The organism is Pantoea sp. EA-12 (assembly GCF_030053355.1).
Lineage (GTDB): Bacteria > Pseudomonadota > Gammaproteobacteria > Enterobacterales > Enterobacteriaceae > Pantoea > Pantoea vagans_C.
In genome coordinates this window covers 146282-161464 of record NZ_JASGBY010000001.1, presented here as the reverse complement: position 1 = coordinate 161464, position 15183 = coordinate 146282, and the positions used below count along the sequence as shown (strand labels likewise).

General features: G+C 53.2%; 14 protein-coding genes. 7 read left to right on the top strand and 7 right to left on the bottom strand.

Translation table 11 applies throughout. From position 1 onward, the window contains the following. Positions 1-7 precede the first annotated feature (7 nt). From QMZ30_RS00775 to QMZ30_RS00760, 4 genes are read left to right on the top strand one after another with little or no spacing between them, the layout of a single operon-like run. Positions 8-979: an autoinducer 2 ABC transporter substrate-binding protein gene (locus tag QMZ30_RS00775; RefSeq protein ID WP_283225952.1), complete on the top strand. Its 972-nt coding sequence runs from the start codon at positions 8-10 to the stop codon at positions 977-979. An 11-nt stretch (positions 980-990) separates the two neighbouring features. Continuing rightward, positions 991-1932, top strand: a complete 942-nt coding sequence (locus tag QMZ30_RS00770) for an ABC transporter permease (protein ID WP_283225951.1) — start codon at positions 991-993, stop codon at positions 1930-1932. Further along, a complete protein-coding gene (locus tag QMZ30_RS00765) occupies positions 1929-2873 on the top strand; it encodes an ABC transporter permease (RefSeq protein ID WP_283225950.1) in 945 nt (314 codons plus the stop codon). Before QMZ30_RS00770 ends, QMZ30_RS00765 begins: the two co-directional genes overlap by 4 nt. Before the next feature lie 3 nt (positions 2874-2876). Further along, a complete protein-coding gene (locus tag QMZ30_RS00760; RefSeq protein WP_283225949.1) occupies positions 2877-4205 on the top strand; it encodes a M20 family metallopeptidase in 1329 nt (442 codons plus the stop codon). Positions 4206-4263: 58 nt separating this feature from the next. On the opposite strand, the gene QMZ30_RS00755 is transcribed toward QMZ30_RS00760, so the two are convergent. The 7 genes from QMZ30_RS00755 to QMZ30_RS00725 all read right to left on the bottom strand — a co-directional run bounded on the left by QMZ30_RS00755 (position 4264) and on the right by QMZ30_RS00725 (position 12427). Next, entirely contained in the window at positions 4264-4986 is a 723-nt protein-coding gene (locus tag QMZ30_RS00755) for a fimbrial assembly chaperone (RefSeq protein WP_283225948.1), read from the bottom strand. Continuing rightward, positions 4952-6238 carry a fimbrial usher protein StbD gene (gene stbD, locus QMZ30_RS00750; RefSeq protein WP_283226301.1) on the bottom strand — a complete coding sequence of 429 codons (1287 nt, stop codon included), beginning with the start codon at positions 6236-6238 and terminating at the stop codon, positions 4952-4954. The genes QMZ30_RS00755 and stbD overlap by 35 nt, the downstream gene beginning before the upstream one ends. A gap of 36 nt (positions 6239-6274) precedes the next feature. Further along, positions 6275-8803, bottom strand: a complete 2529-nt coding sequence (locus QMZ30_RS00745; protein WP_283226300.1) for a fimbrial outer membrane usher protein — start codon at positions 8801-8803, stop codon at positions 6275-6277. Positions 8804-8810: 7 nt separating this feature from the next. Continuing rightward, a complete protein-coding gene (locus tag QMZ30_RS00740) occupies positions 8811-9551 on the bottom strand; it encodes a fimbria/pilus periplasmic chaperone (RefSeq protein ID WP_283225947.1) in 741 nt (246 codons plus the stop codon). A gap of 60 nt (positions 9552-9611) precedes the next feature. Next, on the bottom strand, positions 9612-10157 hold the full coding sequence (locus QMZ30_RS00735) for a fimbrial protein (RefSeq protein ID WP_502921459.1): 546 nt from the start codon (positions 10155-10157) through the stop codon (positions 9612-9614). Between the two features lie 16 nt (positions 10158-10173). Continuing rightward, on the bottom strand, positions 10174-10788 hold the full coding sequence (locus QMZ30_RS00730; RefSeq protein WP_283225946.1) for a LuxR family transcriptional regulator: 615 nt from the start codon (positions 10786-10788) through the stop codon (positions 10174-10176). A 739-nt stretch (positions 10789-11527) separates the two neighbouring features. Next, positions 11528-12427, bottom strand: coding sequence for a LysR family transcriptional regulator (locus QMZ30_RS00725; RefSeq protein WP_283225945.1), 900 nt, complete (start codon positions 12425-12427; stop codon positions 11528-11530). A gap of 146 nt (positions 12428-12573) precedes the next feature. On the opposite strand from QMZ30_RS00725, the gene QMZ30_RS00720 reads away from it, so the two are divergent. Genes QMZ30_RS00720 through QMZ30_RS00710 form a run of 3 tightly spaced genes read left to right on the top strand, consistent with a single transcriptional unit; the run spans position 12574 to position 15135 of the window. Then, positions 12574-13293, top strand: coding sequence for a CoA transferase subunit A (locus QMZ30_RS00720; RefSeq protein WP_283225944.1), 720 nt, complete (start codon positions 12574-12576; stop codon positions 13291-13293). Then, on the top strand, positions 13280-13957 hold the full coding sequence (locus QMZ30_RS00715) for a CoA transferase subunit B (protein WP_283225943.1): 678 nt from the start codon (positions 13280-13282) through the stop codon (positions 13955-13957). Before QMZ30_RS00720 ends, QMZ30_RS00715 begins: the two co-directional genes overlap by 14 nt. Then, positions 13954-15135: an acetyl-CoA C-acetyltransferase gene (locus QMZ30_RS00710; RefSeq protein ID WP_283225942.1), complete on the top strand. Its 1182-nt coding sequence runs from the start codon at positions 13954-13956 to the stop codon at positions 15133-15135. Before QMZ30_RS00715 ends, QMZ30_RS00710 begins: the two co-directional genes overlap by 4 nt. Positions 15136-15183 lie beyond the last annotated feature (48 nt).

The following is a 15183-nucleotide window of genomic DNA, read 5'->3' as shown; positions in this document are numbered from 1 at the left end:
AATCATCATGCGTCGAATTGCCTTTGCTGTTTGTTCTCTGTCACTGCTGGTTTCCGGTTTTGCCCTTGCCGCGGAAAAGGTGGCCTTTGTGCCGCAAATCATCGGTATCCCCTACTTCCAGGCGATGGAAGCAGGTGGGAAACGCGCCGCAAAGGATTTAGGCGTGGAGTTTGTCTACAGCGGGCCGGTAGATACTAATCCAATGGATCAACTGCAAATTGTGCAGAATTTAATTGCGCGAAAAGTCAATGCCATTGGCATTAGCGTGCTGGATGCATCGAGCATCGCGCCGGTGATGGCACAAGCCAAATCCAGCCACGTTCATCTGTTCACCAGCGACAGTGATGCGCCAGACAGTGGCCGCCCGGTTTACGTTGCGCAAGCTACCGATGAAGGCCTCGGTGACACCATCATCGATGAAATGGTCAAACGCGTCGGTGAAAAGGGGAAAATTGGCATCGTTTCCGGTGAAGCCACCGCGTCCAATCTGAATAGCTGGATAGGATTTATGCAGCAGCGGGTGAAGAGCAAGTATCCCGGAATCACCCTGCTCAAACCGCAATATGCGGGCGGATCGGCCAGTCGTGCTGCGCAGATCACCACCGATCTGATGTCGGCCAATCCTGACCTGAAAGGTGTGATCGCCATGGCCTCGACAACCTGCCCAGGTGTCGCTCAGGCAATTGAAACAGCAGGAAAAAATAATAAAGTGATCGGCAGTGGTTTTTGTAGTCCGAACACCGCACGTGCTTACCTGAAGAGCGGGGCATTTGGTTACACGGTGCTGTGGGACCCGGAAAAACTGGGTTATCTGACGGTGTGGGCGGGCAAGCAGTTGATTGATGGCAAAGCCTTTGCGGCTGAAAACAAGGTGCCGGGTTTCGCTGAAGCGGTGAAGTTCGACAGCAAAACCGGTGTGCTGCTGTTGGGTAGCCCGGCGGTGTTCACCAAAGAGAACGTCGATCAGTTCAATTTCTGATGGGGTTACGCATGCGCATGACTTCACGGGAGATCGCCTTACTGGCGATCGCCCTGGTAGCAATTGGCTGCTTTTCGTGGTTCTCACCGTGGTTCGCCACGGCAGATAACCTGCTGACCATTCTTCGTAACAGCAGCGAGCTATTGCTGATTGCGCTGGGCATGACGCTGGTGATTGCCATGGGCGGTGTGGATGTCTCGGTGGGCGTGGTGATGGGGGTGGCAGCGTGGGGAGTCGGACAGTTGCTGATGCTGCAATCCCCCTGGCTGGCTGCGCTTGCTGGGCCGCTGATTGGCCTACTGGCCGGTCTGCTGACCGCCTTAGTGGTGGTCGTGGGACGGATTCCGGCGATTGTCGGCACGCTGGGGCTGTTTGGCGTCTGGCGCACCGGATTGTTTGTCCTGCTGGGGGGCCAATGGCTCTCTGGCCTGCCAGATAATTTGACCCGCGGGATGATGCATACGTTGATCGGGGTTCCGGTGATGGCGTGGATCATTGTGCTGGCGTGGGCGCTGGTATGGCTGGCGCTGCGCCACACGCCCTATGGTTTATGGCTGCTGGCCGCCGGAAATTCCGAGGAAAAAGCCCGACTTGCCGGTATTCCCGTCACCGAGGTACGCATCGCTACTTTTCTGATCAGTGGCGTGCTATGCGGCCTGGCAGCGACCTGCTATCTCGCGACTTATCGTAACGTAGAGATGACCGTGGGTGGCACGCTGGCGCTGGAGGCCATTGCGGCAGTGGTGCTGGGCGGCACCAGGATTACCGGCGGATCCTGCAGCCTGCTGGGCACACTACTGGGTGTGCTGCTGCTGCGTATTTTGCAGAACGGTTTGTTACTGGTTGGTGTGCCATCGCTGTGGCAGACCGTGGTAACCGGTGCCGTGCTGCTGCTGGTGTTAAGCAGTGAAGCTGCCAGCGGACGTGTGCTGACATTCAGGAGGGCAGCATGAACCTGTGGCGCAAAGCTCCCGATCTCTCCTTACTTCTCACGTTGTGGTTGCTGTTACTGCTGGGCATTGTTTTCGCCTTACCGCAAATGCTGGCGGCATGGTCAGTCACCTCCATTTTGCAGTTTGCGACCTTGCTGGCGCTGGTGGCATTGGGCCAGTCACTGGTGGTAATGACCGGCGGCGGCGGTATTGATCTGTCAGTGGGCGGCAACGTCTCCCTTTCAGCGGTGATGGGGATGCTGGCGCTGAACCAGGGCATTACGCCCGCCCTGTTACCGCTGATTTGTTTGCTGACGGGTACCTTGGCCGGTGCGCTCAACGGCATGCTGGTGGCACGACTACGGCTTTGGCCGCTGATTGTCACCCTGGGCAGTTTTTACCTGTTTTCAGGGTTGGCCCTGGCTCTCACCGGTGGCGCGGCGATTTCCGGTGTCCCACCCGAGCTGACGCAATGGGGCAGAGGCGCAACCTTCTTTATTCCGCTGCCGTTTCTGGTGTGTGTTATCCCTGCTTTTCTCATCGCCTGGCTGCTTTTGAGTCAGAGCGCCTGGGGGAAATGGATCTACGCCAGTGGGTTCAATGAACACGCCACGCGTTTGGTGGGCATCCCCGTCGATCGCTTGCGATTGCTGGTGTATTGCCTCAGCGGCCTGCTGGCGGGTTGCGCCGGATTTATTTCTCTGACCTGGCTGGGCAGCGCAAGGCCTGAAATTGGCGTCAACCTCGAACTGGAATCGTTAACAGCAGCGCTGCTCGGTGGCGTCGCCATATTCGGTGGTCGCGGCAGTGTGATCGGTGTGCTGGCCGCCGCGCTGATGCTGGTCACCATCAAAACCTGCATGTTGCAACTGGGGCTAAACAGCGTGTGGCAATTGGGCGCGGTGGGCCTGTTGTTAATCCTCGTCTTAATGGCACAACGACTTTTCATTTACCGGAGATAACTGATGAGCCTGACTGAAAGAATAAGCGCGCACGTTGATGCCAGCGCCGATCGCATTGCACAGACGTTGTGTGACCTGCTGGCGTTTCCCTCCATTGTGAAAGTGGACCCGCGTGAAGCGGGACCGGGTGAACGCGATTGCCAGCTCTACCTGCAACAGCGGCTGATTGCTTTAGGGATGGAAACTGACCTGTGGGATCCCGATGGTCCGGCACTGCTGGAGAAATACGCCGGTCGTCCGGGAGCCCATAAAGGGCGAACGTTTGAGGGCCGGCCTAACCTGGGCGGCACGCTGCGGGGGGCAGGTGGCGGCAAGTCACTGATGCTGACGGGCCATATTGATGTGGTGCCGCCCGGCCCAGCTGAGCACTGGCAAACCGACCCTTTTGCGCCGGTAATTAAAGAGAGCAAAGTGTACGGTCGTGGCGCAGTGGATATGAAAGGGGGCGTCGCCTGCATGCTGATGGCGGTAGAGCTATTGCAGGATCTCGACATTCGTCTGGCGGGAGACGTGGTGTTTACCACCGTGGTGGATGAAGAGATTGGCGGCATGGGATCGCTGGCGATGGTGGATCGGGGCTTCAAAGCTGATGCGGGCATCATGACGGAACCGACCGCGAATCGCATTTCACCGATTTGCCACGGTATTCTTTGGGCACGCATCATTCTCGACGGCATTGGTGGGCACGCTGAATTAACGCCGAACAGCTGGGACAGCAGTGGCCCGGTGGACGCGGTAATGCTCTGCCGTCAGATGCTGGATGGCCTTGATGTGCTCAATCGTCGCTGGCAAACCCAGCCCGATAAAAATCATCCACTGATGGACATGCCGAACCAGATTATCGTGACGCAGCTGAAAGTGGGTGAGCATCCGGCCTCCATTGCCGGGCGGGCAGAGATAGTGATCGATGTGCAGTATTTGCCGAGCGAAAAGGATGAAATGGGCTTGGGTGGCAAAGTGAAGAAGGAGATTGAAACGCACATTGCCAAAGTCTGTGCGTTGGATCCTTACCTGGCAAAACATCCGGCTAAAGTGGAGTGGATTCTGGATGCTGACTGCGCAGAAATCAAAGCTGATCACCCATTTGTCACCACCTTCCAGCAGGGCGTGAGTGATGCAGCACTCAATACGCAATTGGCAGGATTTGGCGCACACAGCGATATTGGATTGCCAAGCACCTTGGGACAAACGCCGACCGTAAACTTCGGCCCTGGCGACCCGGCGATGTCACACCAGCCCAATGAGCATGTGTCGATTGCGGACCTGGTGGATTGCACCAAGGCGATTGCGCTGACGTTGGTGCGCTGGTGTGGGGTGAAAGAAAATGCATAGTGAGCTTGTCGTTTAAAAGCCGTTTTCAATTGCCGCGCCAAACATCAGCGCGGCACTCTCACGATATATGGAGGATAGTGCTATAACTCACCGGATTTCCATTATCGTCAAAAACCTCGTAATCCACCTTTTCATCAGGTGATACGGCTTGATTCAACGTCAGAGTTTGCGTTGCAAGCGGCGCAACCATCACATCGTTCACCGTAATGCTGTTCGCGATTTTTAGCCGCAAACTCATATTCCAGCGGGTAGGGTTCTCAATGCTTAACTGCTTACCCCGCAACACAAAGCGCAGTTTTTGCACGTCATCAGGCATGGGGGCACCTAATGTGGCAGGGCGGATGAAAACTTTGAGCCGGATACGCAGTGGCAGCATTATTTTCTGCTCTGCACGCCCGATGTGCTGAGTCAGGGCGGGAATTTGATAAATATTTAACCAGTAGACACTTTCTTTGTCTTGCGGCAAGTCTTGCCGCGTCGTCAGCACCAGGCGAATAGCTCGCTGCTCATCGGGTGAAAGCCGCATCATCGGAGGCATAGCAAACAGCGGTGTTTTGCTGAGATCCGGTGACAGCATCAGATCACCTTCATCACTCCAAATCTGAACCACCGTGGGGTTTTCAGGCCCATTTTTGAGATTCAGCGTCTGGCTGGATTGATTGGCGTTGAAAATGATGCGAGTTCTGTCGACATTCACCACTGCCAGAGTGTGTGCGGAAAAAAGCAGGCTGGCCAGTGCCAGCGACTTACTGAAAACTGACCACAACTTGCAACTGCGCATTCACGGTACCTGCTGTCACTGTTTGTCCACTCAACGCTTCAAGTGAAGCTGTAAAATCACCGCTGTAAATAGCGGGGCTCCCCGAAGAAACCAGAGAAGTTAAATCGTCGTAGGCATACCAGCCGCGAGTATTGCCCGTGCCAGTTGAAGACAGGTTAGGCAACAGATTGATGGCACTGCCGTTGCTGTCATAGATTTTAATCCCCACGCCAGAGGCCACACCGCTGCTGCCATAGCGCGTATCCAGCAGCCAGGTCAATCCGCCTCCGCTGGTGGTCAGGCCCAATTGGGTTGCCTGTAATACGGCATTGGATTGATTCACCAATAAACCCATCGCCACGTTGGCTGAGCTGCTGGTTGAGGTGCTGGTACTGGCTTTAGCACCGGTTTCGCACTGTAGGGAGATGGAAAAGGGCGCCTGGCTGCTGCCCCCGCCGGTGAGCGTACCGACACTGATGGTCGGTAGTAGCACGACGGAGGGATAACTCAGCACTTCACAGAGTGCACCTCGAACATAAGTGACGTTGCGGTAGGTGCTCCATGCGGCAGGCCAGTTGCCATAAAATCCGTACCAATAGCTGGCGCTGTCCTGACCCACCATCAGGCTGTTGGTATCCAGCCCCGGACCTTTGAAGGCGATATAGCCACGCGGCTGCGTCCAGGTATCGCTGTAACGGTTATCACCGTTGGCGTAGTAACTGGTGGAACTAATCTTAAACATCTCATACAGCACATTACTGAACGCGCTGGCCGGGATGTAAAGGTAAGTCCCGTCTGAGTACCAATTATCCGAGGTGAACTGACGCGCTTTCCAGTAGCGACTGTAATACTCACCGGTTGTGGTGTTGGTCATGCGCACCGCGACGTTTTTCGCCACATCGTAATAGGCACCACTGACTTCGCTGCTGGCATACATTCCGGCATAAGCGCTATCGCCATTGGTGGCGTACATCTCAAACAAGCTGCTGGCATCGGCCACCGCACAGCGGTACAGGATCTGATTAGGGCTGTAGGCCACATTGCTGGCGGAAGTGAGGAATGATCCCACCGAACTGGCAATCAGCGAGCCTGCAGGCTGAAATGAAGTCCCGCTATTAATGCTGATAACGGAAGGTAACCCCAAATTACCTGAACAGGTATCACACGCCCCTGTCCAGGAAGATGCGGTGTAACCGGCCGCTAGCGCAGCGGCAGAGAGTGAAGAAGTGCTGGTTACTTTAATGCAGTTAGCCCAAAGCGTCAGCGGCAGCATCAGTAACGCAAAAAGCGTATATTTTATGTTCACGTATTAAGACTTCCTGCAAATACCATTCAGAAGGATCAGCGCCTGTTGCGTTTTTCCGGTGATTTGATAATTCACTAAGCAGCGCTGTGAATTGCCGTCCCAGCGCACCTCCAGGCTGCCCGAATCATGCGGAACTCGGGCGTACAACTGGCTACCTTGACCGACTACACCAACCACGGTGCCGGCAACATCGCGCACTTCTGCGCCCATAGGTGGTGCACTGCCTTGTGTTGTGCTTAATGAAATCAGCACCGCATGGCCCTGTAAGGTTGAGAAATTAACTTTGCTCACTGCCCCGGCGTAAGGCACCACTCGCTGGCTCCCTCCGCTCAATTCGGCGTCGGCACGCATGTTGAGTGTGTCCAGGCTCACGGTGTTTTCACGGTAGGGCGTCAATGACGGCAGCAATGCATAACCGTTACGGTCAATCACCGCGCCTTGCCCGTTTTGCACCACTGCACCCTGAGCGCCTTCGGCATGGATCAGAGCAAAGGTGTCGCTGGCGTAAGGTCCCGCCGTCAGGCCGCCGCTATGCAGCAACAACGTGCCAGAGGTGCCCAGTCCAAGCTGGCGATAGTGGTTTCCCTGACCGTAGTTGGCTCTTATCGCACCGAAGCGGGTGTTTTGCTGCAGGTTGCCGCCGAATGAGCTGGCCGCACCGCTGTCGCCACTGCGGTAATGCTCTGTGCCGCCATACAGTGAATAAGAGAAATCACGTTGGTCGCCAGCGGACCCCGTTAAGGAAACTGTCGATGCACGGCTCTGCTTTGACTGGTTGTAGTTGTAAGCGACCGATGAGAAACCTGACCCCCAGTTCAACGGCACCGAGACGTTGAATGACACCGTATTTTCGGTGTACTTCTGCTGACGGCTACTGTCCTGGTTATCATTGATGCTGATGTCATCCAGACGGGAGTTCCAGTAGGTACGTTGTCGCGCCACGTTGATGCCATAACTGATGGCTCGCCAGCTGTTGGTGTAGCCAAGTTGCAACTGCGTAATGCGTGATTGATTGTTGTAATAATCTGCGGTGCTGGCGCTCAGACTCACCAAACCCAATGCGTCCATTGACTGACTCAAGGTGGCAGAAAGGCGATTGCGTTGATTGAGCGAGTCAGAGAAATAATCGATTCCCGCCTGCTGCTGACGACGTACCCCTAATACATCTTCAAGATCGCGAAAGCCGCGCGTGGAGTAGCGATAGGCAGCCAGCACCAGGTTGGTGCCCGTCTCGAAGGTTTTGCTGTAACTCAGCTCTGCTCGCCAGCCTGAGGTGCGTTGATCGTTCTCAACTTTCGCCTGAGAGAAGGTGGTGTTGATCCCCAATGCGCCCACGCCCGTCGCCCAGACCCCTCCCAGCAACCAGGCCTGATAATCTTCCGCTAAGCGCGCTCCTGCGGTGGCTGTCAGATTATTACTGATGCCGTGCTGCAATACGCCTTCAAAAAATTGGTTGTTGACCGCGTAATACTGGCGCACCCGACCAAGGGCCAAAGAGTAGTGCCAGTTACCTGGACGCACCGAGTCCGGCACCGAAGCGTATGGCACGGTGAAGGAGGCGATTTTGCCGTTGGCTTCGATCACTTCAACCTCGAAATCACCCTGACTGCGCGTGTTATAAAGGTCATCAATGATAAAAGGCCCCGGCGAGACCAGGGTTTCATACACCACGTGATTGAGTTGCTTGACCACCACACGCGCATTTGATGAGGCAATACCCTGAATCTCAGGGGCATAGCCACGCCGTCCTTGTGGGCGCATGCGCTCATCGGAGGCAAGTTTAATGCCGTTAAATGCCAGGCTGCCAAAGAGCGATCCTTCGGTATAACTATCGCCAAGGGTGACCTGGCTATTCAGGGTTTCGATCGGTCTTTGTACCCAGCTTCTGACCGTGTTGTAGCGATAGCGGCTCCCTCCCTGGCTGTTGTTGAGATAGCGGAAATTACCTTGATGACGCAGTTGCCAGGTCGCCAGGTTCGTGCCTGCAGTAATGCCGCTCCATAAGTACTGATAGCGGTAGCCTGATGCGCTGTTGTCCGTCCAGGTGTAGTTGGTGTTGTGGCGCAGGAACAGCGCAGTCATACCCTGGTCCCACTGTTCGGGGGGGATGTACCCCCTCGGCGTGCGATTAAGCGCGGACATGGGCACGATGATGTTCAGACGTAAAGCCGCGGAATCAAATTCCCAGTTCCCCTGCGGTGTCCAGGCTGCGAGAGGGGCACAACCTGCGACAGCCGTTTGGCTGGTCGCTTGTTTAATTTGCATCATTTTCACCAGCGACAGCGGCAAGCAAGGTTCTACGGCCTGTTTTCCAGCAGCAGGCAAAAATTCCAGCTTTAGGCCAGACGAGACCAGCTTATTATTAAGATAGACATCCACCAGGTAGTGCCCCGCTGGCAGATTCCCATGATTAAATTGTTCAATGTTTTGACCAAAGGCTGACCCTTTAAACAATGATGGATCAAAATAATATTCATCACTCAGAGCAGGTGTTGAAAAAGAGAATGAAACAGTCAGCAAGAAAAAGGGCAATGTTAATTCACGGTAAGTGGATGGCGTAACGTTCACTTATTCTTGCTCCCTGATCGTTAATTGCGTCGAGACGCACGGTGCCTACACCCTGTAAGCGCTGTTTGGTATTGGGAAACCAGCAAGTTTGCTGCGAAAAAGGAGCCACCATTTCGGGTTCACAATGGTAAGTTCGGCTTGCTACCACTAGTGAGGCCGCCACCAATGAAGCAAACCAGGGTTGCGCATTCTCAATTGCCAGACCACTGCCTCGGTGCTTATCAAACAGGCTGCGAACGGTGATTCCTTGCAAAATGTTGTCAGGTTTACCAATGCTGGCAGGGCGATAGAAAAGCTTGATGCGATTGCGCAGCATCACCGTCATCGCATTCTGTTTGCCAGCGGTCGTTTTTTCTGCAGGCGGAATTTGTAGCATGTTGAACCAATACATTGATTCGCGATCCTGCGGTAACGAGCGAGATTGGCTAAACACCACACGGGCCACTTGTCCGGCTTTCGGTTGGATGCGAAATACCGGGGGCGTAATAATAAAAGGCACACTGCTTATTTGCTGTGGTTGGGCATCAACATCGCCATCATCAAACCAGGCCTGAATCAGATAAGGGATGTTGTCGCCATTCTTGAATTGAATATCGACGGAACGGGCATCTCCCGGATAAATAATACGGCTACCTACTAATGTCACGCTGGCATTAACTGAATTCAGTGCGGTGCCCAGTAATAAACAAGACAGGATTTTGCGTAAAAACATAGACACGATTCCATGATACACAGTGTGGCTCTGAATAAGATGAGCCACACTGATTTGTTATTATTGGTAGGTCACGGCATATTGCAGAGAAGCCTCGACCGTACCGGCCGTGGCAACACCGTTGGCATAATATTGCGCGTTGTAAGTCGCAGAGGCTTCGGTTTCGCCTGCGGCCAGCGTCAGGTCACCGCTACCGGTGTAACCGCCCGTTAAATTGATGACGGCATCTTTGCTATCCACCAATTGCACCTCAACGTTGGTCGCGCTACCGGTATTGGCCAGGTTGCCATTAGCCGTCACGTTATTGCCGACAAAGACCGTTGAGATTTTTGTGGATGCAGACGCATCTCCTGTGCAGCCGGTTAATCCGACCGTGAAGGCAGTTTGCCCCGCAGTATCACCGCTTGCGGCCAGATCAGCTTTGCTGACGGTTGGCATTAATACAACGGGCGAAGCGGCATTACCATTCACGGAGATCGAGCAGGTTTCATCTGCCACTTCACCCTGGAAATTGATGGTATTGTCCGATGCTGCAAACGCAGAGGCAGAGAACAGTGCACTGCAAACAACCAGTGCGAGTAATGATTTATTTTTTTGAGTCATCATCGTGTAATCCTTTTACTTAGTGACCCGAGAGCAGCTGATTAAAGCTGGTGCCGGTTTTCCTACGAATGGAATCTTTAATGTTGTAAATCTTTTTCATGTCATGATTCATAGCGACTGAGATTGAAGAGAGAGAGTTTCCTTTGAGCGCTAAATCAAGGAAATTAACCTCTTCACAGGAGAGTGCGTTGACTCTCCGTGTTACACCTCCTTTCAAACCATAATAGGTACTGTTGATTGTTTTCTTAATATCGATCAATTGGTCTTCGCAATAGATAATCGAGTGGATTCCCTCTCTCTTAATCCAGTGTGCCGCTAATGCGGACAGTGCGCGATCGGACACGAGCACGATCGTTAAGCCGGTTGATTTAAGATACTCAATCCAGTTCTTATTGGTTAAATAACGTATGTTATGAATCGAAAAATCAACGAATATACATCCACGACAAAATACACTTTCGTAGCGTCCTGCCACTAAAGACAACACACCTTTCATCAGAAAGTGATTATTGTCAGGCCAGACGGCGATTTTTTGTATTGGGCATCGATGAAGAATATCGTTGTTTCGATCCGTCAGCTGGCAGCGATATTTGCAACTGGCGCAGCGTATGTCCTCTTTGGTTGTGTTTCTCATAACTGACTCATCCGCTCCATAAAGAGCTGCGGATATCCTGGCAGGATAGTTGTTTTCATTCAATGGGTTAAGTAAATGGACTGATTTTTGTAATCAGAATAGTCTTAGGCTATGTGGTTAAAGTTTCACAGGAATATCTTTGTCTTTTCTTCACTTGGACATAAACGTTCACTTGCATACCTATAAAGAGGTAAGAATTTTCTAATTTCTCCAGGATTAATTTTGAAAGTAAGAGAGTAAGATCAAATAATTTATAGCACTTAATGCTAAATACCTTAGTCATTCATACGCTGTTAACCATCAAAGTGATGTGGGTAAGGCGTTATTATTCATATTCTCTTTTCCCAGTATAATTTAAGTTGGTTGATAGTTTACGAAGGAGACTATTGGTTACTCATAGATTTTTCTGTGTAACTAAAATATTTTCTGCAACGTTCCAGAGTTTATTAACTGGATTAGGATTATTCTTACACCTGAGGTGTTTTTAGGTTGATCCGAAAATGTCCGGATTAAAGCGGGGTGTTAATCTCAAAGTATTGCGCCGCTCTGTTATATTAGTTTCATTAATCAAACTTGACGAAAACGGAAGCGTTTATGTTCTTTTTATGATGATATTTATAACTTTTATTATTAAACCACCCAAGGATTTGTTCATTTTAAATGTTCAATTCAGCATGAGTTATTTTTTCCCGATAGGGTAAAGACTATTGTTCGTTTAATAAAAATTGACACAACAGCTTTATAAATCCGGCCAACGGCATTCATCGCTCATTGTCTGCGCCAGCGCCGCCGCCGCGTGGGATAAGTGGTGCTGTTTCAAACGCAGAATGCCGACGCGGCGTTCAATGGTGGGCGCCACCAATGGCACACACACTGCACCCAGTTCTCGCATCTGCTGAATGCAGAGCGCCGGTACCGCGCTGGCACCCAGGCCGCTGGCCACCATTTTGCCGACCGTAACCAACTGATGGCTTTCATAGGCCACATCCAAACGTTTTCCCGCCTGTGCCAGAGACTGTTCCAGTAACAACCTCACCGCCGAGGGGCGTTGCAAAGTAATAAAATCCAGATGCAGTAATTCACGCCAGCTCAGTTGTGATTTTTGTGCCAACGGACTTTCAGCGGGTACCACGGCGACAAAGCGATCGCTGCCCAACGGCGTGAAATGCAGTGAATCAGCGAGTTCAGGCTCGAACGCCACGCCCATCTCCACACGTCCTTCTTGCACCATTTCCAACACCGTTTCGTTGATCACGTCATGCACCGCAATGTTGACGCCGGGATAGCGTTGACGAAATGCCTTCAGCACAGCGGGCAGTAAGTTGCCGGCGAAAGAGGGCATGGCGGCTATCGACACTTTCCCAAGTTGCAACGTAAAGCGCAGGTGCATTGCCTCCTCGGCATTTTCCCAATCCGCCAGCAGTCGCCGTGCCATGGGGAAAAAGATCTCCCCTTCCGGTGTGAGCGACACATGACGGGTAGTGCGCATGAACAACGGCCCCCCCAACGCGCCTTCCAGTCCACTGATCGCCAGGCTTAGGGCAGGTTGTGAAATTGCCAGTCGCTCACTGGCCTGGGCGAAGTTTAAAGTGTGAGCCACCGCTAAAAACGCGCGTAACTGCTTGATAGTCATTTTCATTTTTTAATTTGTTAACTTTATGTAAAACAACGATTAACAACCTATTAATAAAAAAAGTAAATGAAAAGTGCATAAAAACAAAATTAACAAATCATTTCTGTGACGTGAGGATGGCTTTATCCGGCGAATTCAGGAGAAGCACGGCAATGGCAGGTTTAGATAAACGCGTCACCAGCTATCAGCAAGCGCTGGCGGGGTTGGAAGACAATATGACGGTACTGGCAGGGGGGTTTGGCCTGTGCGGCATTCCAGAAAACCTTATCGACCACATTCGCCAGCAGGGCGTGAAGGGGCTGACGGTGGTGTCGAATAACTGTGGTGTAGATGGATTTGGCCTCGGCTTACTGCTGGAAAACCAGCAAATCAAAACCATGATCGCCTCTTACGTGGGTGAAAACGCGCTGTTTGAGCAGCAGATGCTGAGTGGTGAGTTGGAAGTGATCCTGACGCCTCAAGGTACGCTGGCCGAAAAAGTACGTGCGGGCGGGGCGGGTATTCCCGCGTTTTATACCGCTACCGGTTACGGTACGCCCGTGGCGGAAGGTAAAGAAGTGAGAGAGTTTGACGGACGCCATTACATTCTGGAGCAGGCGATTCGCGGTGATTTTGCCATCGTCAAAGGCTGGAAGGCGGACTGGTACGGCAATGTTATTTATCGCCATACGGCACAGAATTTCAATCCACTGATGGCGATGGCTGCGCGCGTCACGGTGGTGGAAGTGGAGGAGATTGTCGCACCTGGAGAGCTTGATCCCGCAGCCATTCATACGCCGGGCATCTATGTCGATCGCGTCATTCAAGGCAATTTCGAGAAGCGTATTGAACAGCGCACTTTAAGAGCAGGAGGCACAGATGCTGACGCGTGAACAGATGGCGCAACGTGTGGCTCAGGAGCTGCGTGATGGTGATTACGTCAACCTTGGCATTGGCATGCCCACGCTGGTTGCCAATTACGTACCCAAAGGTATGGACGTGATGATGCAGTCAGAAAACGGTCTGCTTGGCATGGGCGCTTTTCCCACTGAAGCAGAGTTAGATGCCGACATGATCAACGCTGGCAAGCAAACCGTGACAGCACGCAAAGGGGCGGCGATTTTCGACTCCGCGCAATCCTTCGCCATGATTCGAGGAGGTCACGTTGACCTGACCGTGTTAGGTGCGCTGGAGGTCGATACCCAAGGAAGCATTGCCTCGTGGATGATCCCCGGAAAAATGGTGAAAGGCATGGGCGGGGCAATGGATTTAGTTGCCGGTGCCGAGAACATTATCGTGATGATGACGCACGCCTCAAAGCATGGTGAATCGAAACTGCTTAGCAAATGTACCTTGCCGCTTACCGGCGTCGGTTGTATCCGCAGAGTGATCACCGAACTTGCCTGGCTGGAAATTGAAGACGGAGCCTTTGTACTGCGTGAATACGCGCCGGGTGTGAGCATCGAAGAGATTCGCGCCAAAACGGCTGGAGCACTGCGCGTGGCGGATGATGTGCGGGAAATGGCCTTCAACCAACAAAGCCCGGAGGCGTTATGAACGAGTGCGTGATTGTTGCGGCGACCCGCACACCAATTGGTCGTTTTCATGGCGCGCTGGCGACGCTTTCCGCCGCTGAATTGGGACAAAAGGTGATCGCCAAGCTATTAGCGCAGACCCAGGTCGATCCTGCGCAAATAGATGAAGTGATCATGGGGCAAGTGTTGACCGCAGGTTGCGGGCAAAACCCGGCGCGGCAGGCTTCCGTCGCTGCCGGTGTGCCTTACTGCGTGCCCGCCACCACGCTGAATATGGTGTGCGGTTCGGGGCTGAAAGCAGTGATTCAGGCGGCGCAAGCGATTCAGAGTGGCGCAGCCGACATCGTCATTGCCGGTGGTCAAGAGAGCATGAGTCAGTCACCTTATTTGCTACCTGATGCACGCGGTGGCTGTCGTTTAGGCCATAGCCAGTTAGTTGACAGCGTGATCCATGACGGGTTGTGGGATGCCTTTAACGATTACCACATGGGGATCACCGCTGAAAATCTGGCGGATGAGTATCTCATCACCCGTGAAGACCAGGATGCCTTCGCTTTGCAGTCGCAACAAAAGGCGGTAGCGGCACAGCAGCAAGGGCGCTTTCGCGCAGAGATCACTGCGCTCGATGTGCCACAAGCGAAAGGAGAAGTGAAGGTGATCAGTGAAGATGAGCAACCGCGTGCGGACAGTTCCGCAGAACGGTTGGCGCGTTTGCATCCCGCATTCAAAAAAGAGGGCAGTGTGACTGCAGGCAATGCTTCCAGTCTTAACGACGGCGCAGCCGCAGTGATGCTGATGTCGGCACAGCGCGCAGCGGCGCTGGGGTTGCCGGTCATGGCGCGTTTGACGGGGTGCGGTATCGCGGGGGTTGATCCTGCGGTGATGGGCATCGGCCCAGTTGCTGCCACGCAAAAAGCGCTCAAACAGGCGGGATGGACGCTGGATCAAGTGGATTTGATCGAGGCAAATGAGGCTTTTGCTGCTCAGGCGCTCGCGGTGGGGAAAGCGCTGCACTGGCAACCCGAGCGCGTCAACGTCAATGGCGGCGCGATTGCGCTCGGCCATCCGATTGGCGCATCTGGTTGCCGCATTCTGGTCACGCTGCTGCATGCGCTTGAGCAACGCCAGCTGCAGCGCGGTTTGGCCACGCTGTGTGTCGGCGGCGGGATGGGCGTGGGGTTAACGATTGAACGCCCTTAAACAGGCGCTAATTAGGTTGGTCGCCATGAGTGGCGACCCTACATCGTA

Bases quoted from the DNA above. Each gene is read 5' to 3' on its own strand.
- QMZ30_RS00775 (WP_283225952.1), top strand. From the start codon at position 8: ATGCGTCGAATTGCCTTTGCTGTTTGTTCTCTGTCACTGCTGGTTTCC.
- QMZ30_RS00770 (WP_283225951.1), top strand. From the start codon at position 991: ATGCGCATGACTTCACGGGAGATCGCCTTACTGGCGATCGCCCTGGTA.
- QMZ30_RS00765 (WP_283225950.1), top strand. From the start codon at position 1,929: ATGAACCTGTGGCGCAAAGCTCCCGATCTCTCCTTACTTCTCACGTTG.
- QMZ30_RS00760 (WP_283225949.1), top strand. From the start codon at position 2,877: ATGAGCCTGACTGAAAGAATAAGCGCGCACGTTGATGCCAGCGCCGAT.
- QMZ30_RS00755 (WP_283225948.1), bottom strand. From the start codon at position 4,986: ATGCGCAGTTGCAAGTTGTGGTCAGTTTTCAGTAAGTCGCTGGCACTG.
- stbD (WP_283226301.1), bottom strand. From the start codon at position 6,238: ATGCTGCCGCTGACGCTTTGGGCTAACTGCATTAAAGTAACCAGCACT.
- QMZ30_RS00740 (WP_283225947.1), bottom strand. From the start codon at position 9,551: ATGTTTTTACGCAAAATCCTGTCTTGTTTATTACTGGGCACCGCACTG.
- QMZ30_RS00735 (WP_502921459.1), bottom strand. From the start codon at position 10,157: ATGATGACTCAAAAAAATAAATCATTACTCGCACTGGTTGTTTGCAGT.
- QMZ30_RS00730 (WP_283225946.1), bottom strand. From the start codon at position 10,788: ATGAGAAACACAACCAAAGAGGACATACGCTGCGCCAGTTGCAAATAT.
- QMZ30_RS00725 (WP_283225945.1), bottom strand. From the start codon at position 12,427: ATGAAAATGACTATCAAGCAGTTACGCGCGTTTTTAGCGGTGGCTCAC.
- QMZ30_RS00720 (WP_283225944.1), top strand. From the start codon at position 12,574: ATGGCAGGTTTAGATAAACGCGTCACCAGCTATCAGCAAGCGCTGGCG.
- QMZ30_RS00715 (WP_283225943.1), top strand. From the start codon at position 13,280: ATGCTGACGCGTGAACAGATGGCGCAACGTGTGGCTCAGGAGCTGCGT.
- QMZ30_RS00710 (WP_283225942.1), top strand. From the start codon at position 13,954: ATGAACGAGTGCGTGATTGTTGCGGCGACCCGCACACCAATTGGTCGT.